We start from the raw sequence: 24,053 nt of genomic DNA, 5'->3' as shown, positions 1-24,053 counted from the left end.
CCAAGATTTTACTGAGGATCGAGTTTTAGGACTGCCATAAATGCCTCTTGCGGGACATCAACAGTTCCGATCGCTTTCATCCGTTTCTTCCCTTTTGCTTGCTTGTCTAACAGCTTTTTCTTGCGGCTAATATCACCACCATAACACTTAGCTAAGACATCCTTTCTTAAAGCGGGAATATGTTCACTAGCGATGATTTTAGAACCAATAGCTGCTTGAATGGGAACCTTAAATTGATGCCGGGGAATCAATTCTTTTAACTTTTCAGTTAAAGCGCGACCAACATAATAAGCTTTATCCCGGTGAACGATCATCGCTAAAGCATCAACGGGATCACCATTGACCATAATATCTAATTTAACTAGCTCATTTTCCCGATAGCCAATTAATTGATATTCCATACTAGCATAACCGCGCGATCGAGATTTTAATTGATCAAAAAAGTCCGTCACCACTTCTGCTAAAGGTAACTCATAAATCAAAGCGGTGCGAGTTTTAGTAAAATAACGCATATCCTTGAAAACTCCCCGACGACTTTGACATAATTCCATCAAAGCACCTACATAGGTTTCCGGAGTAATCATTTCCACTTGGATATAAGGTTCCTCAATTTTTTCCCGTTTTTGTGGGGAAGGTAACAAACTAGGATTATCCACTTCGACAATTTCCCCATCGGTGGTAGTAACCCGATAAACTACCGAGGGAGCAGTGGTAATTAAATCTAAGTTATATTCCCTTTCTAGTCTTTCCTGGACGATTTCCATGTGTAGCAATCCCAAGAAACCGCAACGGAAACCAAAACCCATGGCGCTAGAAGTTTCCGGTTCGTAGGATAGAGCTGCATCGTTTAATTTTAACTTTTCCAGGGCATCTTTGAGATCGGCATACTGATCAGCATCGGTGGGGAATAATCCGCAGAAAACCATCGGTTTTGCTTCTGTATAACCGGGTAAAGGCTCTTGTGCTGGTTTAGCGGTTAGAGTAATCGTATCACCCACCCGGGCATCGGCAACAGTTTTAATCGCGGCTGCCAGATAACCCACTTCTCCCGCGTGAAGTTCATTTACCTGTACCTGTTGCGGTGATAAAATTCCCAATTCATCGATCACAAATTCTTTACCGGAAGCCATAAAACGAATTTTATCGCCCTTTTTCACCCGACCATCCATAACGCGGAAATAGACAATTACCCCTCGATAAGCGTCGTAATAACTATCAAAAATTAAAGCTCGGAAGGGTTCTTCGAGGGTATCTTGGGGAGGGGGAACTAATTGGACGATCGACTCTAGAATATCATTAATACCGATCCCAGCCTTAGCCGAGGCCCGAATCGCCTCACTACAGTCTAAACCCACCACTTCCTCGATTTCCGCCGCGACTCGTTCCGGTTCGGCACTGGGTAGGTCGATTTTATTTAAAACTGGGATAATTTCGAGGTTATTTTCCAGTGCTAGGTAAACATTGGCTAAAGTTTGCGCTTCTACTCCTTGGGACGCATCCACAACTAATAAAGCTCCCTCGCACGCCGCTAGAGACCGAGAAACCTCGTAGGAAAAATCCACATGGCCGGGGGTATCAATCAGATTAAGAACGTATTTTTGACCATCCTTAGCGGTATAATCCATGCGTGCCGCCTGTAACTTGATGGTGATACCTCGTTCCCGTTCCAAGTCCATATTATCGAGAAATTGTTCTTTCATCTCCCGTTGGGCTACGGTTCCTGTAATTTGCAGGAGGCGATCGGCGAGAGTTGATTTACCATGATCGATATGAGCGATGATGGAAAAATTGCGAATGCGAGAAACGGGAACGTCAGTCATCGTGGTTCACTGTTGGCAAAAGTCAGGGGTTTATAAAATTTTAGATTCCTTAATTCATTGTAGAGGTAAAGTCTCTAAGGCTGGAGCAAAAGCGAAAAGTAAAAGGTAAAAAAAGCTAAACTGCAAGTATAGTCAGGGTTTTGGCCTTGGCTTTCCCTCTCGGCATCCACAGGAAACTATGGTAGGCTTGATTATGGTGACAAAATCAGGGAAAGGGCAATGGCTAAGGAAAAGCTCTATGATTTGTCCAAATCGGATTACTATAGATAAACTCTTGGATGAGAATCCTCGACTGACGGGTAGAATGATAGATAGCAATCATTAATAGAGCTTATGAACGACAATGCTACACCGACTCAGCGCACGGCGGAGAAAGTTGAAATCGCTATTCACCTTGACTCGGAAGTTTTAGACCAGATTAAACACCTGACTAACGATCCTAGTCGCATTATCGAAACAGCGATTAAACAGTGGCTAAGAGGAGAGAAACAACCGGATGAGGACTTAACCCGTCATCTTCGACGCAATCCCCCCGTACCACCCAAAGGGGAATGGAATGACTAAGATTTTTCAGTCTCTAATAGGTTATTTCCCGACGGAGAGACTGAAATATTTTCTTAGGTCAACCATTGACGGTAATTGAGATTTTTTCCCCAACTAAGCTAGTCATACTAAATTCGTTGAGTATAGGCTACATATCAGGACAGGCAAAAGGGGGAATAAATAATCAGTCTTTAATAACTGGATTTAGTATCATTTTGCTTGGGTACTGACAGGAGGAACAAAACTGATGCAGATAGAAATTGAAGGCCTCGATGCTATCAAAGTTGCTCAGGACATCCTAGATATGGAAGGGGTGCAAGGCAGCTACGAAGTTATCTCCGAAGTGGAGAGAGAGGGAACCCTTGCCACCATTGCCACCATCATCGGCATTATTAGCGGAACAATCGCCATCGCTGAGAAATTGTACCAGTTAAAGCAAAAAATTGACTCTCCTGAAACCCCGAAAATCGAACGAGTGTTAATTGTGAGCAAAAACGGCGATCGCCTGCTGCTCAAAGATGCTACCCTAGAGCAACTACAAAAACTCTTGGAACAAGAAAAATCATGAAGATACTGCATATTGACCTTAAGGAGATGGATAGCAACAGCGTTGAGTTCCGATTTTTCTGGGACAACCCCAACCAGATTGATTTCTACACAAGATCCTTGAGTGAAATAGACAACCTAAGTAAAAAGGCTGACACCGATTACTATACCCGTTTACCGGAAGACCACGCCAAAACAGGAAAAGGTTTGTACCGATGGTTAGATGGTACGGAGCGCATCCTCCAGAACGAATTAGATAGCCACCGGGGAGAGAAAATAGTTCTAGCTATCAGCACCAGCAAAGGATTAGTCCATCTACCCTGGGAATTATTACACGATGGTCAGGGTTTTCTGGTGTCTAAGCTTCCCGCAATCATTCCCCTGCGGTGGATGAAAACGGTTGATAAAAGGCTGTTAACTGTGGACAACAACCCGCAGGATCGAGCCTTAAATGTAGTTTTCATGGCAAGTTCTGCTAAGGGTGTAAAGCCTATACTAGATTTTGAGGCAGAAGAAGGGAAGATCCTCAAAGCAACTAGAGGAAAACCCCTATCTTTAACCGTTGAAGAGAGCGGATGTATTAAAGAATTAGGCGAATTGATAGCCAGTAAAGATAGAGGATATTTCGATGTTATCCACTTGAGCGGACACGCCACCATCAAGGATCAGAAACCCTATTTTATTACCGAGACGGAATACGGAGATAGGCAAGATACCAGCGCCGAAGATATTGCCAGAGAATTACAGTTTAATTTACCCAAGCTGTTGTTTTTATCAGGGTGTCGGACAGGCTACTCCGATGGTGATGAGATCCTTTCGATGGCCGAGAAGTTATTAGAAAATGGGGCTACAGCTGTTTTGGGGTGGGGTCAACCCGTCAGGGATAACGAAGCTGCTGACACGGCGGCCATCCTCTATGAAAAGCTTTCCCAAGGCTTTACTTTAAGCGAGTCGTTAGCTTTTGCCTATCAGAAATTATTGGGAAATCAGGCGAGGGATTGGCATTGTTTACGCCTCTATGTCCGGGGAAGTATCCCAGAAGCTTTGGTAAGGAGAGGACAGAAAAAACCTTTACCTACCGTATCCGTTGTTGACCAATTTGTAGACCCAGAAACGAAATATTTGCGGGTAGCCACAAGGGAAACTTTTATCGGTCGCCGCCGCGATCTTCAGGATTGCTTACAAGTGCTGAAAAAACCCTTTGATAATTCTAAAGCAATTCATAAAGCTGGGGTTTTCCTGCAAGGTTTTGGTGGTAACGGGAAAAGTACCCTCGCTGCTCGTCTGTGCGATCGCCTTCCAGACTATACTAAGCTTGTCTGGCATCAACAAATTGATCAAACTAGCTTGGTTAATACCCTAGCTAAAAAATTAGACCGTCCACAACGTCAAATCCTTCTGGATTCTAATGAGGATCTAGACTATCGCTTAAGGGATGTTTTTGGTCAGTTGAACCAGCCTCTTCTGCTTATTCTTGATGATTTCGAGTGGAACTTGGAATGCCCTTCATCCAGCGATGACTATATCCTTAAAGCAGGAGTCGCTCCCCTATTACAAGCTCTCGTTTGGGCGATACAGGAAACCAATTACTATCATCGCCTGATTATTACCTCGCGCTATACCTTCAATTCCCCTCTATTAGAGGAATTTTATCATCTGGAGTCTTTACCCTCTTTCAAATACAAAGAGTCAGATTTAGAAAAGAAACTGCGGCGGTTAGAGCATTTTAGTTCGGGTAAGATCGATAAAAACTATATAGAAAGAGCTTTAAACCTTGCTGATGGCAACCCCCGTCTGTTGGAATGGCTCAACAATGAGGTTTTAAGTTCAGGGGATATAGATGCTAAATTGCAGTCATTTGAGAATGAATCTGATGTTACTTGGCGCGATAAGATAGTCTGGCGGTTAGAGGAAAAACCTCAACTCTTGACGGATGAAGCTCTTGAAAAAGTGGTCAGTAATTGCCTAATCTATGAAATTCCTGTCCCTTTGGCTGCTTTAGAAGCGGTTTGTCAATCTGTTCCCAACTATCAGAAAAAATTACAACAGGGACAGGATAAAGGCTTGATTGAGGTAATCCGCAATGAGCACAGAGAAACCCTCTACCGCGCCTCCCACATCAAACACATTAACCCCCATATCGAGCTTCCCAAAGATGCAAGTAAGCTTTCTGCTTTAGCGGCAACAGCAGCCAAGGCTTTAACCGAACTATGGGGAAATAAAGAGAACAACAATGAGGAAAGATGGGGGGAGATATTCCGCCTCGCTTTTGCGGCCGAGGAAAATCCAGATCGCTACCGAGAACAATTCCATAAGATGATCGAAGTGCAAGAGAAACCAGCAGCCGATCAAGCTTATGAAAAAGAACTGAGAAAACGAAGGGAGTATCTTGTAGCAAGCCAAGGGCAAATCTATCAAAAGTTAGAGGAGTACCTAGGGCAAAAGGATTGGAAAAAAGCCGACTACGAAACCGCTTTTATTATGTATCAGTGGATGGTCATAGAAAATTATAATGACTTTTATGACCTTTTTAGTCAGGTATCCCTAGATGTAATCAATGAAATTGACCGTCTCTGGGTGAAATACAGCGAAGGGAAATTTGGTATTAAGAGACAGGCGAAAATTTACCGTGACCTTGGGGGGACAGAAGAATATAATCGGGAAGTATGGGGTAGTTTTGGCGATTGCATAGGTTGGCGACAAGGAGGTATATGGTTGGAGCTTGAAAATATAGAATATCCTGCCACAGCAGACTTGAGCGACTTTACATTTCCAATTCTTATATACCATCACTTTTACCAAGGTGGGGGTGGGGGAATTGTTTATGGAGCGAGGAGAATTTCTACGTTAGCTTCAAGACTTGAATCCCAAAATATTTAACTTAGGTGCTAACAATCGGGTAAAATTCTATTTAGAGGCTATAATCAGTGCATCCATATATTGACGTAAGTATAAGGTAACTTCTTGAAATCCAATTTCTGAAAGTTCAGAGATTGTTTCATCTTCATAGCGTATTCTATTAGGTTGTTCATCCGTAGTATAGTGCAACATAACCTCTTTCAGGAGATCGAACCTTTCAGCAGATACAAGGACTTCAAAGAATTTATCATATTGCCACTTTATATCACGGTTATGCTGTTCACCTCTTTGCGCGATTTTATCAGCGTCTAATAACTTACCTCCAATGAGAAGCCGACTATATAATAGTTGAAATACTTGAAAACGATAGAGTGCCAACATATTGTGAAAAGTGAATCCAGAAACAATAAAATTAAAGTTATTCAAAGGATAACTTTGCAAAAAGTTTAAAACATCATCCTGAATAACAACAAGAGTCTCTTGAGATAGGTAATGTGAAAGCCTTGAGCGGATTTTTTGAATCATCGAAGGTTCGTTATCGATAGCGATTATCTTAATATTTTTTGCTTCAGATAGGATCATCTCAGTTAATTCTCCATCGCCACACCCAATTTCTAGGATCAGCGATTCCTTTGGGCAAGAGTTTTGATAGTTAATTAGTAGTTTGACTAACTCTTGTCTTAACTTTTTAAGATGAGGACGAGCAGATTGCCAGAGACTATAATCATCACCTATCTTGCCGTCAAACCTTCTTTCTATAAGTTGATTATTTTCCATAAATTATAACTTAGCTATTTTGGTGTACATAGTCAGAGACTTAATTTTGCTGAAAGACTTGCCGAACATAATATTTAGCTTTTGATGGCAATTCGCTACTTCCTCTAAACGCTTAACTTTGGTACTTTGACTCACTCCAATTATAGCATATCTTTACAATTGCAGAACTTCCACAAGCAAACTTAAGATACATATCTTATTTGAAAGCAAAGCTAGACTCTAGCCTACTATTAATGATGTATTCTCCTCATAATAATGCTGCGGTTTCCAAGATTAAGAATATCAGGTATCCCTTCAATTTCTACAATAAAATGTTCCACAAATTCATGTCGTACATCTTCACGAACTCCTATTTTACTCGTCCATCTTCCAGTGTTTAATTGCCGACAGGCGTGAGAGGGACTACCATTAATAGTATAAATAGCGATTTTTTCAACAAAAAAACCGTTAGGACTAAACTCTAAATTAGGATCACCAATTGGGCAAACTTCAAAATGCTCGGTCCTATAGGCATCTATGAAGGCACTTAGAGTGTTCTCCCTTGGTATTCCAGCTGGCCAATATTCAGTCTCAAATCGATCGGGAAACCACCAACGCTCTTGATCATTTACTGCCCAAGCAAAGGAATTGTAATAAGGAGTTCTCCGACTGGTTATATGACTATCACCGTTAATGATTACAATACACATACTTTTTAAATAGATGATTTAGTGTTCATTAATATATCCCCTTTAATATATCCCTTTCGGATACCCCAGTGCAACCAAGCATCGATCATCTCCTTAGACTTACCCCGGCTGTCTTTAGGAACCGGATCTTCACCAGAAATAGCTTTTAATGCCCAAAACCAACGGCTAGGAAGGCTTTTTGGCTCTTTAAGATTTTTGAGCAAAAATGGTATAACATCTTGCCCCATTCCAATAATTCTCTGATAGTTAGGATGTATAATCGCCTCATGGGTTGAGGATAAATGACTTGTTTCATTAATCCAATCTTCAGCAAGACTTTCAAACTCCCTTAGTCTCTCTGCCCGAGTTTGCTTGTTAACTAATATGGCAAGTAAAGAAGAAAAACTTTGTAAAAAGCTAAGATTATTATCGAATAGCTTGAACTTATATCCAAAAAATAGAGCAATAGCTCCGATGAATTTTCCCTCAAAGAAAAGTGGGAAAACGCCAAAGGCTTCAAGTTTTGAATCTTCAAAATGTTTTAAATCAGTTTGAATAAACCGATTATTGTTTTTCTCCTCATGTACTCCTTCAATAAATTGACAAGTATTTGAAGAGATTTTTTCTGCAAACTCCTTTCCAACCTCTTCAAGATAAACTCGACATGAATTACTTACTCCAGATACTTCAGAAAATCGTAAAACTTCCATTGCTTCAGAAGACAATTTTTTTCTGTAAAGAATGGCAACTTTATATGGAGTCTCGTTGCCGACTAAGTATTTGAAAATTTCGTCATACATCCTTTCTTGATACTTGTCAAAGGAATCAACTGGGATAATATCTGCAAGGTATGTCAAGTAATTGAGTATATTAATCTCAGAATCCCTGTGAATATTAGATAGTTTAGCAGAGGCGACTCCTGCTAAGAAAGCTACTGTACAGGGATCAAAGCTGGCCAGATCGTCAATATTGCCCTGATCGTCAACTTTGTTTATAATTCTCAATACTCCATAGGTTTTGTTTCGTCCATTCAAAGGTAAGGCAATGGCAGAGATTAATTTGCCTAGCTTATCAGAATATTCCTGTCTATACTTCAAATTTTCATACTGGAAAAGCTCTCCAGTAACCTTCCCATATGATCCATCAGATGGATTGGCAGCGCTGCCAGTGAAACTCTCCCCTTTCGCATACCTCTCTTCTTGTAGCCATGTATCATCTATTGGCTCACCATTAACGTCTTTGCCTTGAATGGCAAAACGCTCTAGTACATCATCCTTAGAGATTAAAAAAATCGCTGCAACTTGACACTTAGCTTCTTCACAAACTTTTTTTAGAATATATTTTACCGTATCTTTCTTATTGCTTGTAAAATTCATTAAGGCTTGCTCAAGTTGTTCAAAATCAGAAAGATTGTCTAATCTTTTTGTTTGATAACTTATAAGGTCGTTTCTAGTATTTAAAAATTGATTAGCCTTAGTTGCAGTATCGTCACATTTCTCACCTTGTAAACTCTCAGGCATTTAGTTGCTCCTTGAAATTTAGTCAATTTACTCAAGATTCCCATCACACTCAAACTGAAATGTCGAGGCTGATGAGAATAAAAAAAGTATTATGGTTAATTAAGAACAATCATGCTAATGATAGTTTTATCTATCAATTATTAATTGTAACATGGATTTACAGGTTTGTCAATTGTAGTGTCTTCGGTCTGCCATCTTTGTGCCGATCACTCATCACCGTTACCCTGATGCCCTTGGTATAGTTAAGCCGATCAATGCCCTGGAACTCAATACTTCTCGGATCTGCTCAGTTTCAAACTCCGGAACAAGACGACCCGAAAAGGGAAAATTAGCAATCTGTTCTGAGCGTCTGGTCAATCTTTCCACCAGTCTTTGAGCATATTGAGGGGAGTTTTGTGATATGTAGTTGTAGATGGATGATAAATGATTAACGGCGGTTTCTGTCCAGAAAACTTTCATGGCTCTAGCTTGAACTTAGTGCGTACTTCTGCCACAGAAATAACCTTTTCCGCCTCACTATCGGCTAATCCTGCTTCAATTGCCTGTCTCACATAAATCTCATACATCAAATCATCCCATGTAGAATTATCCGGCAATTTATCGATTAAATTTCTGGCTTTTTGTTTAATGTTTTTTATTTCCATGATGGTTTCCAAAATGACTCCTGACAGTTTACATTATAGCAAGATAGGCTCCTAGAGATGGTGTATTCTAAAACCACCGCTAACGCTCAGAATATCCAAAAAGGCTTTTCCCTCTCGATGTCCTCAACGAAACCTCAACCCGTGATTGGTGTTAGTTGGTGGATAAATGCTGTATATTTACTCTCGTCGCCGCTTAATTCACACGCAGCAGCGCAGAAACTTGCTCAACATTCATTGCTGTATGTAACAATACAGGAGGAGTTTATCTCAGGAGTTCCACGGTGATTAGAGAGCTAGACCGTATTACTGTTAATCCACAAATATGTCTTGGACAGCCAACGATTCGAGGAATGCGTATCACTGTAGGATTTGTTTTGAAACTGTTGGCTAGTCAGTTATCTATTCAGGAAATCTTAGAGGTTTATCCAGAGTTGGAGGAGGAAGATATTCGTCAGGCTCTTAATTATGCAGCTTGGGCTGTATCCGATTATATCGTTAGCTTCACTTCAGCAGCCGTAACGCACCGCTAACTTTAATGATGGTGGGTGATATAATTTAAAATTCTGAGGTAAATCATGCAACTAAAACTAACAAAAATATTCCAGAAAGTTCCCGAAGGCTATATTGGTTTTGTCGAAGAATTGCCAGGAGCTAATACTCAAGGAGAGACTCTAGAAGAAACTAGAAGTAATTTAGAAGAAGCAATTGAGCTAGTTTTAGAAGCTAATCGTATATTAGCTGAAGAGCAACTGCAAGGACAAGAAGTGATTCGAGAGTCTGTTACTTTCTGGGCTGCATGAAACGTATAAACTTAATTCGTCATTTAGAAAATTATGGCTGTGAATTCTTAAGAGAAGGCGGCAATCATACGATTTATGTAAATCGTGTCAATCAGAAATCTTCAGCCATTCCGCGCCATCGTGAAATCAATGAATTCTTGACGCGAAAAATTTGTCGAGATTTACAAATACCAGAACCATGAGTGCGACTCCTGTTAAGCTGCTGATTAAACAGCTTAAGCAAAACCCAAAGGTTGAAACTGAGCATCATTGATAATTTTAACCGTTTCCCCCGACTGCTTAATCACAAACAAACCGCGCCGATAGGCATAGACATCTATCCCCTGATCAATTTCAATTGCTGCCACTGCCCCATAAACCCGAAACTCTCGAAATTGGGGGAAAGCCACCTTAAATCGCTGTAATCGGCTGACAAAATCATCTACATCATCCCTCGACAGTCGAGATTTACATTCCACAGCCACCAACTCGCTCCCATTCACCGCCACAATATCAATCTCCATTGCCGCCCCAGGACGCTTACTTTTCAAGCGACTCATCGTTTGGGTGACATCAATGCCCCGTTCCTGAAATAAACGCACAACCGCAGGCTCTACCATTTCTTCAACGAATCTACCCCAGCGTGTTGTGAGGTTATTAACAGCTTTGGTCGTTTCTTGTACCTGTTTTTTTAATTCTTCCATCGTGCGATTAGCTTCCTCTCTGCGGCGATCAGCTTCGGCATTGCGGCGATCGGCTTCCTTTTGAAACTCGGCAAATTGGGCTTCAGTTCTTTCAAATAACTTGTAAATATCGGCGATCGTTACAGCGTCTGACATAAGAAGATTCTTCAAGATTGAGAAGTCTAGTCCCATTCTAGCGACTTGGCGGAGAAGAAATGTCCCTAGCTTCTCATCCGTGTTTTTTCAATTAATTATTGACTATCAACTAATCAGCTATTGATTATTAATTAAAAGGGCGATCGCAGAATTACATCTTCTTAAAAAAGAGATTAAACAGCTTAAGCAAAACCCAAAGGTTGAAACTGAGCATCATTGATAATTTTAACCGTTTCCCCCGACTGCTTAATCACAAACAAACCGCGCCGATAGGCATAGACATCTATCCCCTCGTCAATTTCAATACCCGCCACCGCTCCGTAAACCCGAAACTCTCGAAATTGGGGGAAAGCCACCTTAAATCGCTGTAATCGGCTGACAAAATCATCTACATCATCCCTCGACAGTCGAGATTTACATTCCACAGCCACCAACTCGCTCCCATTCACCGCCACAATATCAATCTCCATTGCCGCCCCAGGACGCTTACTTTTCAAGCGACTCATCGTTTGGGTGACATCAATGCCCCGTTCCTGAAATAAACGCACAACCGCAGGCTCTACCATTTCTTCAACGAATCTACCCCAGCGTGTTGTGAGGTTATTAACAGCTTTGGTCGTTTCTTGTACCTGTTTTTTTAATTCTTCCATCGTGCGATTAGCTTCCTCTCTGCGGCGATCAGCTTCGGCACTGCGGCGATCGGCTTCGGCACTGCGGCGATCGGCTTCCTTTTGAAACTCGGCAAATTGGGCTTCAGTTCTTTCAAATAACTTGTAAATATCGGCGATCGTTACAGCGTCTGACATAAGAAGATTCTTCAAGATTGAGAAGTCTAGTCCCATTCTAGCGAATTGGCGGAGAAGAAATGTCCCTAGCTTCTCATCCGTGTTTTTTCAATTAATTATTGACTATCAACTAATCAGCGATCGCAGTTCAAGGAGAAGGGGTCAAAGGTCAAAAGGCGATCGCGGTCAATGGATAATAGGCAATTGACAATGGATAATTATCAACTATTCATTATCAACTATCAATTAAAACTGCGATCGCAGTTTAGATTTTGGGGGAAAGGGATTAAGGGCGATTGCGGTTTTAGTTCCTGGGATTGAGTCGAACACTTATACCATCAAGGTATTGGGTTAGCAATCAAGCTATAATTAGCCAATTAACAAAAAACTTTGTGTTCTTTGTGCCTTTGTGGTTTTTTCTTGCCCTTTTTGGTAATCTTCACAACAATACAGGAGGAGTTTATCTCAGGAGTTCCACAGTGATTAGAGAGCTAGACCATATTACTGTTAATCCACAAATATGTCTTGGACAGCCAACGATTCGAGGAATGGGTATCACTGTAGGATTTGTGCTGAAACTGTTGGCTAGTCAGTTATCTATTCAGGAAGTCTTAGAGACTTATCCAGAGTTGGAGCAGGAAGATATTCGTCAGGCTCTTAATTATGCAGCTTGGGCTGTATCCGATTATATCGTTAGCTTCACTTCAGCAGTCGTAACGCACCGCTAACTTTAATGATAGTGGGTTATATAATTTAAAATTCTGAGGTAAATCATGCAACTAAAACTAACAAAAATATTCCAGAAAGTTCCCGAAGGCTATATTGGTTTTGTCGAAGAATTGCCAGGAGCTAATACTCAAGGAGAGACTCTAGAAGAAACTAGAAGCAATTTAGAAGAAGCAATTGAGCTAGTTTTAGAAGCTAATCGTATGTTAGCTGAAGAGCAACTGCAAGGACAAGAAGTGATTCGAGAGTCTGTTACTTTCTGGGCTGCATGAAACGCATAAACTTAATTCGTCATTTAGAAACTTATGGCTGTGAATTCTTAAGAGAAGGCGGCAATCAGCAGACCCTAGATAGTCAACAGCTTACCCAAAAAAGCTAGATTTTGTGACAAAATTTATTATTACTTAGGGCTGTGTATCGAGAAGTTGCGAATTGTTAATCTTAGCTTTGCTAGGAACGCAAAATATGATATTGTGACACCGAGTCCGTAAAAAACGGCAAGGTTTTCAGTCTTTTTAAACATCAGGTCGCTACATTCTACAGCTATTTTCGCTCAAAAAAACCGATTTTCTAGGCATTTCTATGACTTATCTTGTTGAAAATCCTTCTACAACCTTTTATTCCTATACCGATACGGGGGTTGATCCCCTGAAAACCGCTCACGGAGTTTATATCACGGTTCACGGACATTTTTACCAACCACCGCGAGAAAATCCCTATCTAGACAGAGTTGAACGGCAACCGAGCGCCCATCCCTTCCACAATTGGAATGAACGCATCCATCACGAGTGTTATCGTGCCAATGCTTTTGCGCGTATTTACAATGACCGGGGGGAAGTGATCAAAATAGTCAATAACTACGAATATCTCAGCTTTAACATCGGGGCCACCCTCATGTCATGGATGCAATCCCATGATCCCGAAGTTTATCAACGCATCCTGACAGCAGATAAAAAAAGTTGTCAACGCTTAAACGGTCATGGTAACGCCATCGCCCAGGTCTATAATCATATCATTCTGCCCCTAGCCAACAAACAGGACAAATACACCCAAATTCGTTGGGGAAAAGCCGATTTTCAGCACCGTTTCAGCCGCGATCCCGAAGGAATGTGGTTAGCAGAAACAGCCATTGATTTAGCCACAGTGACAGCTTTAATCGATGAAGGGATTAAATTCACCATTTTAGCCCCTTCCCAGGCCTTGCGCTGTCGTCCTTTCCCTAGCGACCATGATCCCCATCCCCAATGGCACGCGGTGGCCGGAGGTCAAATCGATCCCACCCGTCCCTATCGCTGTTACATCCCCGATGGTCGTTATCTAGATATTTTCTTCTACGATGGTCCGATTTCTCGCGATATGGGCTTTAATGATGTCCTAGCCAGTAGTGATTTTCTCGTCGGTCGTCTGGGACAAGCAATTAAAGGGGATCATCGTCCTTCCCAGTTAATCAGCGTCGCTACCGATGGGGAAACCTTTGGCCACCACAAACAGGGGACAGAGAAGTGTCTTAGCTATGCTTTTACGGAATCTTTTCCTAAAAACGGCTGGACAGTCACCAATTTCGCCCATTATCTCAGTATTTGCCCCCCCACTTGGGAAGTGGAATTAAAACCCGTGACCGCGTGGAGTTGTGTTCATGGTGTAAATCGTTGGCAGGATGACTGTGGTTGCGGGGGAGGGGGAAATTACCAGCAAAAATGGCGTAAACCCCTGCGGGAGTCCCTAAATTGGCTCAGAGATGAGTTGATTAAGGTCTATGAGATTCAGGGACAGGAATTTTTCCGGGATCCTTGGCAGACAAGGGATGACTACATTGCAGTTATTTTAGATCGATCCCCAGACGCGATCGAACATTTCTTAGCTGTGCATCAAAGTCGTACCCTGAGTAAAAGCGAGAAAATCGATGCTTTGCGTTTATTAGAAATGCAAAGACAAGCTTTATTAATGTTTACCAGTTGTGGTTGGTTTTTTGAGGAAATTTCTCGACCTGAAGGCACGCAAATTTTGAGATATGCTGGCCGGTCCCTGGAATTAGCCGGAGAAGTGGCTGGAATTCAATTAGAAATGAATTTCCTCAGTCGTCTAGCTTTCGCTCCCAGTAACGTTAAGTTATATCAAGATGGGGCCGATGTCTATCGACAATTGGTCACTTCTGCGCGGGTGGATTTGGAACGGGTGGCGGCCCATTACGCTATTAGTTCTCTATTTACCAATTATCCCAGTCATCATCGGATTTATTGTTACAATGCCCGTCAATTAGATTATCAAAAACAAGCGATCGGATCTTTAACTTTAGCGGTGGGACAGGTGGAATTAACCTCGGAAATTACCCAAGAAAGTGAACATTTTGTCTTTGCTGTTCTACATTTAGGAGGTTGGGATTTTTACTGCTGCATTCAACCGTTTAACAGTCGGTTAATCTATAGCAATCTTAAGGATCATCTCTTTCAATCTTTACAACAGGCCAGTGTTTCGACCATGATCGTAGAAATGGGGCGCGGATTGGGAGAAAACTTCTTTGCTTTACCCCATCTTTTTGCCGATGAAAGACACCGAATTATGCAGAAGGTGACAGCCGAAACTAAAAAACGTCTTGACCAATTATACACCCAAGTTTATCGGGATAATTACGGCATTTTAGCGGCTTTCCAACGGGATGAGCTGCCCGTACCGCAAGAGTTACAGGTAGCGGCCGATATAGCCATTTCTCACCGTTGTTTACAGGTGATTAATGCCCTAGAAAAAGATTTTGAGCAGCGGCAAGCAACGGAAAATAATCTCGATCAATTATTGGCTATTGCTAAAGAAGCCAATCATTTACACTGTCAATTAAATATTCCCGAAGCGCGTCAAACCTTAGAAAGTTTGCTCTGGCAATCTCTTTGGAAATTATTACACGATGGCGATCCTTTAACGGCGGAGGAGGATACTCGCTTAATCACCCGTTTAATTGAAGTTAGCCAACAATTAAAGCTAGGATTATCCCTCGATCGCTCTCAGGAATTATACTATTATTATTTCCACGAGCGTCTAGTTCCTAATTGTTTGCAGTCTAATTCAATAGATGCTGCCTGTCCCTGGCCGATGACTCAATTAAAATGGTTATTACTATTAGGACAGGTGTTAAAAGTTGATGTGAGTATTTGGATGTAAAATCAGTAACAGGGTGGGCAATGCTCACCCTTTAATTATTGAGTAGGTTAGGCGATGATTGCCCCGGAACTCAGGTTAACCCAGAGACTAAACCCTTAGATTTATAATGGATCATAAGTCTCTCATCGAAGGTTTACATGACTATCACGCCGATTTATACCGCCTCAGCCAGCACAGCAAGCCAGTATCCCGATGCTTTTGGGCGTTTTGGACGCTACGGGGGCAAATACGTCCCAGAAACCCTGATGCCAGCCTTAAGTGAACTAGAAACGGCCTATAATCAGTATAAAGACGACCCCGATTTTCAACAAGAATTAAATCAACTGCTCAAAGATTACGTCGGCAGACCTAGTCCCTTATATTTTGCTGAACGTCTCACCACCCATTATGCCAAAGCTGACGGTACTGGGGCGCAAATTTACCTAAAACGGGAAGATTTAAACCATACTGGAGCCCACAAGATTAATAACGCCCTTGGTCAGGTTTTATTAGCCAAACGCATGGGGAAAAAGCGAATTATCGCCGAAACTGGGGCAGGACAGCACGGCGTGGCCACCGCTACGGTTTGCGCTCGTTTTGGTCTAGAATGCGTGATTTATATGGGAATTCACGACATGGAACGCCAGGAACTCAATGTTTTCCGCATGAGACTGCTTGGGGCGACGGTGCAACCCGTGGCCGCCGGGACGGGAACCCTGAAAGATGCCACCTCGGAAGCGATTCGCGACTGGGTAACTAATGTGGAAAACACTCACTACATCCTTGGTTCCGTGGCCGGTCCCCATCCCTATCCGATGATGGTACGCGATTTTCATGCGGTTATTGGTCAAGAAACTCGTCAGCAAAGTCTGGAAAAATGGGGCGGTTCACCGGATATTCTCCTCGCTTGTGTGGGGGGTGGTTCTAATGCTATGGGTTTATTTCATGAGTTTGTTAAAGAAACTTCCGTGCGTTTAATTGGTGTTGAGGCTGCCGGGGAAAGTATCGCCTCCGGAAAACACGCCGCCACCCTTACCCAAGGTCAACCGGGGGTTTTACATGGGGCCATGAGTTATTTATTACAAGATAACGAAGGTCAAGTTATCGAGGCCCACTCGATTAGTGCCGGTTTAGATTATCCCGGAGTCGGGCCAGAACATAGCTTTTTAAAAGATAGTGGTCGCGCTGAATATTACAGTGTTACTGACAAGGAAGCACTAGAAGCTTTTCAAAGAGTTTCCCGTTTAGAAGGGATTATTCCGGCCCTAGAAACTGCCCATGCTTTAGCCTATTTAGAAACTCTTTGCCCGCAAATAACCGGTAGTCCTCGCATTGTTATTAATTTCTCCGGACGGGGTGATAAAGATGTGCAATCGGTGGCTAAACATCTATCGATGAATGGTTAACAGTGAGCAGTTATCAGTTAACAGTTATCAGTGAGAGGGATCACCTATTGTGCATCTAAATTTGATATTAGTTTTGACCTGTTCTCTGTTCTAGACTAGCTTAATATGAAAAGTTCTTTTAAGAAGCGTTATCAGTTAGGATTTTTGATGCTTGTATCCACAAGTTTAATGGCCTGTAGTGCCTTAAACTATAGCTCTTTTACGGAACTCGTACCATCTTTCTCTCCCTCTCCTTCTCCCTCTCCTTTAGATGCGGCAACTTTACTTGTTTTAGAGAATAAAATCTATCAACAGGTCAATCGCTATCGTCAATCTCACAATTTATCTCCCCTACTATTCAATCAGGAAATTTCGCAACAAGCAAGATTACATAGTCAACGTATGGCTGCGGGTTTAGTTCCTTTTAGTCATCAAGATTTTGACAAAAGAGCGCAAACTATTGGTGTTTCAATTCCCTATCAAGCGGTGGGGGAAAATGTGGCAGTTAATCAAGGTTATAATGACCCAGTAATGATTGCTGTGGATGGTTGGATTAAAAGTCAAGGTCATCGGGAAAATATGGAGGGAGATTTTGATAGTACCGGGATTGGAGTAGCGACGGATAGTCAAGGAAAATTGTACTTCACTCAAATATTTTTAAAACGTCAATCCGCTCCCGTTGCTACTAATCCCCTTAGCTATGATCCTATCGGGAATCAAGCTTTTTTTATTACCCTTGAAGAAAACACTAATTATCAAGTTAATCGCTACCGAATTTCTCAAAATTTACCGCCCCTACGTCTGGATGCTCGCGTTAGTCATGAAGCTCGCTTATTTAGTCAAAAAATGGCCAACAAACAGGCTCCTTTTAGTCATGATGGTTTTGAGGGAAGAATTAAGGCAGTACAAAGGATGATTCCTTTAGAAAAAATGGGCGAAAACTTGGCTTTTATGAAGGGATATCCTGACCCTGTTGCTGTTGCTGTCAAGGGTTGGATTAATAGTCCTGGCCATCAAAAAAATATGGTTGGTGATTATAATCTCACCGGTATCGGTATCGCTAAAAATAATGCTGGTGAATATTATTTCACACAACTTTTTGTTAAAAAGCGTTGACAAAATGACCATGATAATATTTAAATTTAACTATCAGTTTTTAACATTAGTTATCAGTTATCAGATTTGAGTTTTCAGTGGACAGTCTTAAGTAAGGAGTATTAAATCGCATTAACAGTGCTGTCTTTTTACTGATCACTGATGACTGATAACTGATAACTGAAAAAAGCTCTCCTATCTTCTAACTATATGAACTTAGACAATTTTCAAGTGTGCGATCGAGATTTAAGCGATGACCTATTATTGCGTTATCTAGGGGTTAATTCGATCGCTGTAGATACAGAAACTATGGGATTAATCCCAGGGCGCGATCGACTGTGTTTAATTCAACTTTGTGATCCCAGTGGTTTTGTCACCGCTATTCGCGTTTTTAGGGGGCAAACAGAGGCTCCTAATCTCAAAAAGGTCATGGAGGATGAGCGGATAGAAAAAGTCTTTCATTTTGCCCGTTTTGATGTGGCTCAATTGTCCCAAACTTTTGGCATTGCCACTAAACCAATTTTCTGCACTAAAATCGCTAGTAAACTCGCTCGGACTTATACCAGTAGTCACGGGTTAAAAAGTCTCGTGCAGGAATTGGAAGGTATAGAATTAGACAAAACCGCTCAAAGTTCTGATTGGGGAAATGCTGCTAATCTCACCCCACAACAACTGAGTTACGCTGCTAATGATGTGCGCTATTTACTGTCAGTGCGAGATAAATTAATTTTGATGCTGCAAAGAGAAGAAAGATGGGAATTAACCCAAAAATGCTTTAGTTGTATCCCCATCTTCACCGCTTTAGATTTACAGCAATACAAAGATATATTTGAGCATTAGTCAGCTTTGATCTTCTTGACGAAAGTTAATTCCCTTAAATTGTTAGGCTGTTCGTAATTTAAATTGCCTGTTAAGATGAAGCAAGAGGCAAAACCCCCCCAACGTCGGGGGGGGCAAAGGGGAGTGGGGATGAAGGTTTAACGCTTTGCTTTGTTGTTTATCTTAGTCATAAATAAAGTATCAAATAGCCCCAACGGGATTCTCAATTTTTTTAGATAAAGATAGTGAGTTAAGCAAATTATTGTTATTAACAAATATTTTACACACTTCATACAAGATAAGCACCATGGCTCACCACCACTACCCAATCATTACCTAGTTGCTTTTTTGCTCGATCGATTTTTATAACTCCCCTAATGGCTTCAATTATTATTTACTCAGACTGAGACTCAGGGAGTAACTTAGGTTGAAATAATTGGGAAGGAAGAAAACGAAAACCGCTTTGATCTTCTTGACGAATTAATAATCCTTGTTCTTCCATCGATTTAAGTTGGGGCAAGAGAGCAACAAAGGTTATAGCATCAAGTTTAGCCAAAGTTTGATCAGAAATATTCTCACTAATGCCACCGGCTTGATGAGCAACGTATAATAAATGACGAAACTGAGGACTTAAATAATCAGTAAAGTCTTTTTGAAGGATTTGCCAAATTGAATAAAAAGCAGTTTCATCAATAATTTCATATCCTTCTGAAGCAGCTTGCCTTAATACTTTTTCACAGATAGTATTCAGTTCTCGAGGAATTCCTTGAGCGTAACCCGTAATTAAATTGATGACTTCCTCTGTGAAAGGATAGGGATCATTTCGCTGTTCGTTTCTGGCACTATTAAGATAATTAATAGCAATGTGACGTAAATCATCTTGACTCATGGGTTCAAGGGGAATATCTTCAGAAAAGATACCAAGGGCTTTTAAGGTTGCTTCTTGAAGCTCGGTAAAGCCTCTTCCTGTCATAATAAATCCTCGATGTTTTCCCATCCGAAATAAATCTAAACTACTTTCTAAAATTGTCTGGACAACAATGGGGTCTTTTTTGTCAAAATCATCAATAGCAATAACAATACGAGAATAAATTTCTTCGGCTCTATTTAATAAACGAATGAGTAAAGGATAGGGATCAGCATTGGCAGTGGGAGTCAGTTGATTAGCAGGGGATTCTTCCTTTTTGCCAAAGGATAAAAAGCCTAATCTAACTTGCCCTTCGATAGTGGTTTTATTACGTTGAATAGAATACCCTAAAAGTGTATTAGCAATGTCTCTTGATTCTTGATCACTATCCGCTAAACTATCGGCTACAGCTAATAATAAAGCACGATAAAATTCCGTGGAACTTTCCCCAGGAATACTGCTAATATAAAGCAATAACATTTTTTCATTTAATTGGTTAACTTCCTGTTGTAACTGGTTAATTAAATTAAAAATTAAGGCGGTTTTACCAATACCCCAAGCTCCCCTAACTAAGATATTACGTCCTTCATAGAGGGTCGGAATAACGACATCTAAAACTTGATCTCGTCCATAAAAAATCTTTGCTAATTTTTTGCGATCATCGGGGGGAGTTGGTCGAAAAGGATTTTCTATAAGTCCCCATTTTTTGAGAGTTGATTGATAACGGCTGAGTCTTGACATTTTTTACGCAGATTGTAGAATTTTTAGTAGATAATTAATTTCCTCTAGTCGTTCCTTATCATTGTTTTCTTGATAATATGTTTGTGCTTCTTTTAAATGACTACAAGCTTGGGAAATCTTGCCAATTTGTATTTCTAGATTGCCCAGTGCAGTTGTCACAGAAGCCACATTATCTTGATCACCTAAACGACGGAATAGACGTAAAGAATCTTTAAAATAAAGTCTTGCCTGTTCGAGCCTACCAGTGCGATGATAGAGACGGGCAAGTTCCAATAAAATTGGAGCCAAACTACTAATATCCTTTTGTTTTTGATAAAGTTGCTGACAATTTTCTAAGTGTTCAATAGCTTCTGTATAATATCCGCCCTCAAATAAAGCTTTTCCTAATTGATAGGAATAGTTAAAATATAAGGTTTTGTCTTCGGTTTTTTCAATAATTTCTCCAGCTTGTTTATAAGAGTTAATTGCTTGTTGAATGTCTGTCACTTTACCAAGAAGTTTAAATCGTTCTCTGAGAGTATTGGCTAAATTATATTGTGTCTCTGCCCAATCTCCTGGAAAGGCTTGACGGGTATAAATTTTTAAGGCTTCTTGATAACAGACAATTGCATTTTCGATATTCTCGGCTTTATTGCCTCTAATTCGTTCACTGTAAGCATTACCTAAATTATTTTGAGTAGTTGCCCAGTCAAGAGGAAAGACATCAAAAGTACGAATTTTTAAGGCTTCTTGATAACAGAAAATTGCGGTTTCTATATTCTCTACTATATCTCCTTTGATTCTGTTTATGTAAGCAGTCCCTAGATTATTTTGTGTTACTGCCCAATCTTCAGGAAAAGCATCACGGGTATAGACTTCTAATGACAGGTTATAAGCAACAATCGCTAACTCTAGATTATCTGCCTTTTCCCCAAGAATGCGCTTATTATAAGCATTCCCCAGATTATTTTGTATCATTGCCCATTCATAAGGAAAAGCATCACGGGTATATACTTCTAAAGACAGATTATAAGCAACAATAGCTAACTCTAAATTTTCTGCCCTTTCCCCTCTGATACGCTTATTATAAGCATTCCCCAGATTATTTTGTATCCTTGCCCATTCATAAGGAAAAGCATCACGGCTATATACTTTTAACAGGGTGTGATAGCCTATAATAGCGATTTCCAGATTATTAGCCCGACTTCCCAAGGGAGACTCTGAAATATCAATTAAACCTGTTGCATAGTTTTCCATCACCTGCAAAAATTGGGGGTCAATCAATTCCTGATTTGCTTGCAGAATATTATTGAGTTCCTCATCATCAGCACGAGCAAGCAACTGTTCAATTAAATTCACATAAGCTTGAGCGCGTTGTTCATTCATTGCTTTGATTGAGATTGATGTGATGATGTGATGGACGATGATTTTTTCGACAGACCGACCCTATGAATATACTAATTAAAAAAAGGTGGGTTAAGTCCCACCTTGATAACTGATTAGGATTTTTGGCTGAAATAGGCCTCTAGCGCCTCATTGATGATTTGATTCATCGGCCGTTTTTCCGTTTCCGAAGCTTCCTTGAGACGGACAAACATATCATCGGGGACGCTGACACGGTTTTGATTTTTACGCACGCGTTTGGGTTTTGATTCAGTGGTAGTAGTTTCGGTCATTTTAGGTGTGTAGGTGGCTGAAAATGCTTGTAAAGCAGGGAAATTGACTCGGTGACAGAATTCTCCGAAGGTTTCGTTATTTTGTTGCTCCTGTTGGAAGTAAACGAAAATCGGTTCTAAGACCTTTTCTAGATCATCGATCGCCATTTTATCCAAATAGGGGCGCGCTAGTCGAGTTTGATCGGCTGTTCCCCCTAACCAGAGTTGGTAGGAATTGGGAGCGCTACCCACAAATCCTAATTCTGCCATATAGGGACGCGCGCAGCCATTGGGACATCCTGTCATGCGGATGACAAATTCCTCTTTGGATAATCCTAAGCGATTAAGCAGGGTGCGAATGCGTTCAATCACGCTGGGTAAAATTCTTTCTGACTCAGTAATCGCTAATCCACAGGTGGGCCAAGCGGGACAGGCCATGGCATAACGGGTTAAAGGGTCAATTTCGGCGGGATTGGTGATAATTCCGTGTTCTTTCAGGATCGCCTCGATCGCTTGCTGATCCTTGGGTTCAATTTCGTAGAGAATGATATTATGATTAGCCGTCAAGCGCATGGGTGGCTCAAAACGCTCGATAATCACTTTTAAGGCGGTTTTTAGCTGAAAACTGCCTTCATTTTTGACCCGGCCATTCTCCACAGAAAGACCAAAAAATAATTTTCCGTCTCCCTGTTCATTCCATCCCAAAAAGTCTTGATATTTCCAATCGGGGAGGGGTTGGTAGGGGGCAATTTTTTGGCCGAAATAACCCTCAACAGTGCTGCGGAATTTCTCTACTCCCCATTCTTCGAGGATATATTTCATTCTCGCATGACGACGATCGCCGCGATCGCCGTAATCTCTTTGGGTTGCCACGATCGCTTTTACCAGATCATATACCTCCTCTTTGCTCACATAACCGATCGCATCGGCCATTCTGGGGAAAGTTTCTTCCTTATTGTGGGTTCTTCCCAGTCCACCCCCCGCAAGGACGTTAAAACCCTGTAATTGACCGTTTGCGTCGGTAATCACCACTAAACCGAGGTCATTGGTGTAGATATCGATGGAGTTGTCTCCCGGCACGGTGACACCGATCTTGAACTTACGGGGCATATAATGTTGACCGTAGATTGGTTCGATCGGATCATTTTTGTTAATGCCATTTGTATCTTTTTGTCTCGATGCCTTGACTTCTGGCGCTTCTTCTGCACTGATCACTTTTTCGCCATCGAGCCAAATTTCGTAGTAAGCTCCAGTTTGGGGAGTGAGCAAATCGGCGATATTATTGGCATATTCCCAAGCATAGCCGTATTCAGGGCGATTTTTGTAGGGGGCTGGCGGTGCAGTGACATTGCGGTTAACATCACCACAGGCCGCTAAAGTGGATCCCATACTGCGGATAATTTCCCCGAGGGTAGCTTTGAGATTTTTCTTTAAAATACCGTGTAATTGGAAGCCTTGGCGAGTTGTCACCCGTAAAGTGCCGTTCCCGTAGCGATCGGACAAACTATCGAGGGTAAGATATAGTTGCGCGGGGATAAAACCCCCCGGACTGCGGGTACGCAACATCATTTGATAGTCTTTTTCTTGACCTTTGGCTCTATTGTCGCGATTATCCTGTTGATAGGAACCGTGAAACTTGAGAATCTGAACCGCCGCATCGGTAAAATGGGTTGTATCTTCGAGGAGTTCACTGGCCAAAGGTTCTCGTAGATAATTACTGCGTTCTTTGATACCTTCGACTTTAGAAACCTTAGCGGTAGGAGAAATAGGAGTTGTAACCATCGTCTAACAGCACGATAACCTGTGGATAGGTCTTAGGAATAGGAATTTAGAT

Annotated in this window: 23 protein-coding genes; 12 read left to right on the top strand and 11 right to left on the bottom strand. The window is 41.3% G+C overall.

Features of this window, described 5'->3' with window-relative positions; all coding sequences use genetic code 11:
* Positions 1–8 precede the first annotated feature (8 nt).
* Positions 9–1,820: a translation elongation factor 4 gene (lepA, locus tag ACE3JL_RS06400; RefSeq protein ID WP_002744314.1), complete on the bottom strand. Its 1,812-nt coding sequence runs from the start codon at positions 1,818–1,820 to the stop codon at positions 9–11.
* Positions 1,821–2,153: 333 nt separating this feature from the next.
* On the opposite strand from lepA, the gene ACE3JL_RS06395 reads away from it, so the two are divergent.
* From ACE3JL_RS06395 to ACE3JL_RS06385, 3 genes are all read left to right on the top strand, one after another.
* Positions 2,154–2,384, top strand: a complete 231-nt coding sequence (locus ACE3JL_RS06395; RefSeq protein ID WP_002732463.1) for a type II toxin-antitoxin system CcdA family antitoxin — start codon at positions 2,154–2,156, stop codon at positions 2,382–2,384.
* 226 nt (positions 2,385–2,610) lie between these two features.
* Positions 2,611–2,931 (top strand): hypothetical protein, encoded by a 321-nt coding sequence (locus ACE3JL_RS06390; protein ID WP_375329094.1) that lies wholly within the window; start codon positions 2,611–2,613, stop codon positions 2,929–2,931.
* Complete coding sequence (locus ACE3JL_RS06385) at positions 2,928–5,789, top strand: CHAT domain-containing protein (protein WP_375329093.1); 2,862 nt, start codon at positions 2,928–2,930, stop codon at positions 5,787–5,789. Before ACE3JL_RS06390 ends, ACE3JL_RS06385 begins: the two co-directional genes overlap by 4 nt.
* A gap of 27 nt (positions 5,790–5,816) precedes the next feature.
* Here the strand turns inward: ACE3JL_RS06385 and ACE3JL_RS06380 are convergent, their stop codons facing one another.
* From ACE3JL_RS06380 to ACE3JL_RS06360, 5 genes are all read right to left on the bottom strand, one after another.
* Positions 5,817–6,545 carry a trans-aconitate 2-methyltransferase gene (locus ACE3JL_RS06380; protein WP_185237259.1) on the bottom strand — a complete coding sequence of 243 codons (729 nt, stop codon included), beginning with the start codon at positions 6,543–6,545 and terminating at the stop codon, positions 5,817–5,819.
* 230 nt (positions 6,546–6,775) lie between these two features.
* Positions 6,776–7,234: a hypothetical protein gene (locus ACE3JL_RS06375; protein WP_052276597.1), complete on the bottom strand. Its 459-nt coding sequence runs from the start codon at positions 7,232–7,234 to the stop codon at positions 6,776–6,778.
* 5 nt (positions 7,235–7,239) lie between these two features.
* Positions 7,240–8,733, bottom strand: a complete 1,494-nt coding sequence (locus tag ACE3JL_RS06370) for a hypothetical protein (RefSeq protein WP_375329092.1) — start codon at positions 8,731–8,733, stop codon at positions 7,240–7,242.
* Positions 8,734–8,952: 219 nt separating this feature from the next.
* The gene (locus ACE3JL_RS06365; RefSeq protein ID WP_312675179.1) at positions 8,953–9,192 is read right to left on the bottom strand and encodes a type II toxin-antitoxin system RelE/ParE family toxin; all 240 of its coding nucleotides are present in this window, start codon (positions 9,190–9,192) and stop codon (positions 8,953–8,955) included.
* Positions 9,189–9,377 carry a hypothetical protein gene (locus ACE3JL_RS06360; RefSeq protein ID WP_002762197.1) on the bottom strand — a complete coding sequence of 63 codons (189 nt, stop codon included), beginning with the start codon at positions 9,375–9,377 and terminating at the stop codon, positions 9,189–9,191. Before ACE3JL_RS06360 ends, ACE3JL_RS06365 begins: the two co-directional genes overlap by 4 nt.
* A gap of 281 nt (positions 9,378–9,658) precedes the next feature.
* Here ACE3JL_RS06360 and ACE3JL_RS06355 point away from each other — a divergent pair, with 281 nt between their 5' ends.
* Genes ACE3JL_RS06355 through ACE3JL_RS06345 form a run of 3 tightly spaced genes read left to right on the top strand, consistent with a single transcriptional unit; the run spans position 9,659 to position 10,359 of the window.
* A complete protein-coding gene (locus ACE3JL_RS06355; RefSeq protein WP_375329091.1) occupies positions 9,659–9,907 on the top strand; it encodes a DUF433 domain-containing protein in 249 nt (82 codons plus the stop codon).
* 45 nt (positions 9,908–9,952) lie between these two features.
* Complete coding sequence (locus ACE3JL_RS06350) at positions 9,953–10,177, top strand: type II toxin-antitoxin system HicB family antitoxin (protein WP_002734968.1); 225 nt, start codon at positions 9,953–9,955, stop codon at positions 10,175–10,177.
* A complete protein-coding gene (locus tag ACE3JL_RS06345; protein WP_002762193.1) occupies positions 10,174–10,359 on the top strand; it encodes a type II toxin-antitoxin system HicA family toxin in 186 nt (61 codons plus the stop codon). The genes ACE3JL_RS06350 and ACE3JL_RS06345 overlap by 4 nt, the downstream gene beginning before the upstream one ends.
* Before the next feature lie 33 nt (positions 10,360–10,392).
* Here ACE3JL_RS06345 and ACE3JL_RS06340 read toward each other — a convergent pair whose 3' ends face one another.
* Together ACE3JL_RS06340 and ACE3JL_RS06335 are read right to left on the bottom strand one after the other, a co-directional pair.
* Positions 10,393–10,995 carry a DUF3782 domain-containing protein gene (locus tag ACE3JL_RS06340; RefSeq protein WP_375329090.1) on the bottom strand — a complete coding sequence of 201 codons (603 nt, stop codon included), beginning with the start codon at positions 10,993–10,995 and terminating at the stop codon, positions 10,393–10,395.
* A 182-nt stretch (positions 10,996–11,177) separates the two neighbouring features.
* Positions 11,178–11,801: a DUF3782 domain-containing protein gene (locus ACE3JL_RS06335; protein ID WP_375329089.1), complete on the bottom strand. Its 624-nt coding sequence runs from the start codon at positions 11,799–11,801 to the stop codon at positions 11,178–11,180.
* Between the two features lie 458 nt (positions 11,802–12,259).
* Here ACE3JL_RS06335 and ACE3JL_RS06330 point away from each other — a divergent pair, with 458 nt between their 5' ends.
* The 6 genes from ACE3JL_RS06330 (at position 12,260) to ACE3JL_RS06305 (ending at position 18,958) form a co-directional block, all read left to right on the top strand.
* A complete protein-coding gene (locus ACE3JL_RS06330; RefSeq protein WP_271992804.1) occupies positions 12,260–12,508 on the top strand; it encodes a DUF433 domain-containing protein in 249 nt (82 codons plus the stop codon).
* Positions 12,509–12,553: 45 nt separating this feature from the next.
* Positions 12,554–12,778, top strand: coding sequence for a type II toxin-antitoxin system HicB family antitoxin (locus ACE3JL_RS06325; RefSeq protein WP_002770935.1), 225 nt, complete (start codon positions 12,554–12,556; stop codon positions 12,776–12,778).
* A gap of 310 nt (positions 12,779–13,088) precedes the next feature.
* On the top strand, positions 13,089–15,659 hold the full coding sequence (locus ACE3JL_RS06320) for a DUF3536 domain-containing protein (RefSeq protein WP_375329088.1): 2,571 nt from the start codon (positions 13,089–13,091) through the stop codon (positions 15,657–15,659).
* Between the two features lie 137 nt (positions 15,660–15,796).
* The gene (gene trpB / locus ACE3JL_RS06315; RefSeq protein ID WP_271992792.1) at positions 15,797–17,044 is read left to right on the top strand and encodes a tryptophan synthase subunit beta; all 1,248 of its coding nucleotides are present in this window, start codon (positions 15,797–15,799) and stop codon (positions 17,042–17,044) included.
* Between the two features lie 105 nt (positions 17,045–17,149).
* On the top strand, positions 17,150–18,139 hold the full coding sequence (locus ACE3JL_RS06310; RefSeq protein WP_375329087.1) for a CAP domain-containing protein: 990 nt from the start codon (positions 17,150–17,152) through the stop codon (positions 18,137–18,139).
* 189 nt (positions 18,140–18,328) lie between these two features.
* On the top strand, positions 18,329–18,958 hold the full coding sequence (locus ACE3JL_RS06305) for a ribonuclease D (protein ID WP_375329086.1): 630 nt from the start codon (positions 18,329–18,331) through the stop codon (positions 18,956–18,958).
* Between the two features lie 373 nt (positions 18,959–19,331).
* On the opposite strand, the gene ACE3JL_RS06300 is transcribed toward ACE3JL_RS06305, so the two are convergent.
* The 3 genes from ACE3JL_RS06300 to sir form a co-directional block, all read right to left on the bottom strand.
* On the bottom strand, positions 19,332–20,585 hold the full coding sequence (locus ACE3JL_RS06300) for an AAA family ATPase (protein WP_375329085.1): 1,254 nt from the start codon (positions 20,583–20,585) through the stop codon (positions 19,332–19,334).
* Between the two features lie 3 nt (positions 20,586–20,588).
* Positions 20,589–21,950, bottom strand: a complete 1,362-nt coding sequence (locus tag ACE3JL_RS06295) for a tetratricopeptide repeat protein (protein WP_375329084.1) — start codon at positions 21,948–21,950, stop codon at positions 20,589–20,591.
* 113 nt (positions 21,951–22,063) lie between these two features.
* A complete protein-coding gene (gene sir / locus ACE3JL_RS06290) occupies positions 22,064–24,001 on the bottom strand; it encodes a sulfite reductase, ferredoxin dependent (protein WP_375329083.1) in 1,938 nt (645 codons plus the stop codon).
* Positions 24,002–24,053: the final 52 nt, after the last annotated feature.

Source organism: Microcystis sp. BLCC-F210, from assembly GCF_042134685.1.
Taxonomy (GTDB): domain Bacteria; phylum Cyanobacteriota; class Cyanobacteriia; order Cyanobacteriales; family Microcystaceae; genus Microcystis; species Microcystis aeruginosa_D.
This window is presented reverse-complemented; position numbering and strand designations above follow the sequence as displayed.

Excerpts from the sequence above, each read along its gene's own strand:
- ACE3JL_RS06350 (WP_002734968.1), top strand. The coding sequence starts at position 9,953 with ATGCAACTAAAACTAACAAAAATATTCCAGAAAGTTCCCGAAGGCTAT.
- ACE3JL_RS06320 (WP_375329088.1), top strand. The coding sequence starts at position 13,089 with ATGACTTATCTTGTTGAAAATCCTTCTACAACCTTTTATTCCTATACC.
- ACE3JL_RS06295 (WP_375329084.1), bottom strand. The coding sequence starts at position 21,950 with ATGAATGAACAACGCGCTCAAGCTTATGTGAATTTAATTGAACAGTTG.
- ACE3JL_RS06380 (WP_185237259.1), bottom strand. The coding sequence starts at position 6,545 with ATGGAAAATAATCAACTTATAGAAAGAAGGTTTGACGGCAAGATAGGT.
- ACE3JL_RS06365 (WP_312675179.1), bottom strand. The coding sequence starts at position 9,192 with ATGAAAGTTTTCTGGACAGAAACCGCCGTTAATCATTTATCATCCATC.
- ACE3JL_RS06340 (WP_375329090.1), bottom strand. The coding sequence starts at position 10,995 with ATGTCAGACGCTGTAACGATCGCCGATATTTACAAGTTATTTGAAAGA.
- ACE3JL_RS06395 (WP_002732463.1), top strand. The coding sequence starts at position 2,154 with ATGAACGACAATGCTACACCGACTCAGCGCACGGCGGAGAAAGTTGAA.
- ACE3JL_RS06335 (WP_375329089.1), bottom strand. The coding sequence starts at position 11,801 with ATGTCAGACGCTGTAACGATCGCCGATATTTACAAGTTATTTGAAAGA.
- trpB (WP_271992792.1), top strand. The coding sequence starts at position 15,797 with ATGACTATCACGCCGATTTATACCGCCTCAGCCAGCACAGCAAGCCAG.
- ACE3JL_RS06300 (WP_375329085.1), bottom strand. The coding sequence starts at position 20,585 with ATGTCAAGACTCAGCCGTTATCAATCAACTCTCAAAAAATGGGGACTT.
- ACE3JL_RS06390 (WP_375329094.1), top strand. The coding sequence starts at position 2,611 with ATGCAGATAGAAATTGAAGGCCTCGATGCTATCAAAGTTGCTCAGGAC.
- ACE3JL_RS06325 (WP_002770935.1), top strand. The coding sequence starts at position 12,554 with ATGCAACTAAAACTAACAAAAATATTCCAGAAAGTTCCCGAAGGCTAT.
- lepA (WP_002744314.1), bottom strand. The coding sequence starts at position 1,820 with ATGACTGACGTTCCCGTTTCTCGCATTCGCAATTTTTCCATCATCGCT.
- ACE3JL_RS06345 (WP_002762193.1), top strand. The coding sequence starts at position 10,174 with ATGAAACGTATAAACTTAATTCGTCATTTAGAAAATTATGGCTGTGAA.
- ACE3JL_RS06360 (WP_002762197.1), bottom strand. The coding sequence starts at position 9,377 with ATGGAAATAAAAAACATTAAACAAAAAGCCAGAAATTTAATCGATAAA.
- sir (WP_375329083.1), bottom strand. The coding sequence starts at position 24,001 with ATGGTTACAACTCCTATTTCTCCTACCGCTAAGGTTTCTAAAGTCGAA.
- ACE3JL_RS06305 (WP_375329086.1), top strand. The coding sequence starts at position 18,329 with ATGAACTTAGACAATTTTCAAGTGTGCGATCGAGATTTAAGCGATGAC.
- ACE3JL_RS06370 (WP_375329092.1), bottom strand. The coding sequence starts at position 8,733 with ATGCCTGAGAGTTTACAAGGTGAGAAATGTGACGATACTGCAACTAAG.
- ACE3JL_RS06385 (WP_375329093.1), top strand. The coding sequence starts at position 2,928 with ATGAAGATACTGCATATTGACCTTAAGGAGATGGATAGCAACAGCGTT.
- ACE3JL_RS06310 (WP_375329087.1), top strand. The coding sequence starts at position 17,150 with ATGAAAAGTTCTTTTAAGAAGCGTTATCAGTTAGGATTTTTGATGCTT.
- ACE3JL_RS06375 (WP_052276597.1), bottom strand. The coding sequence starts at position 7,234 with ATGTGTATTGTAATCATTAACGGTGATAGTCATATAACCAGTCGGAGA.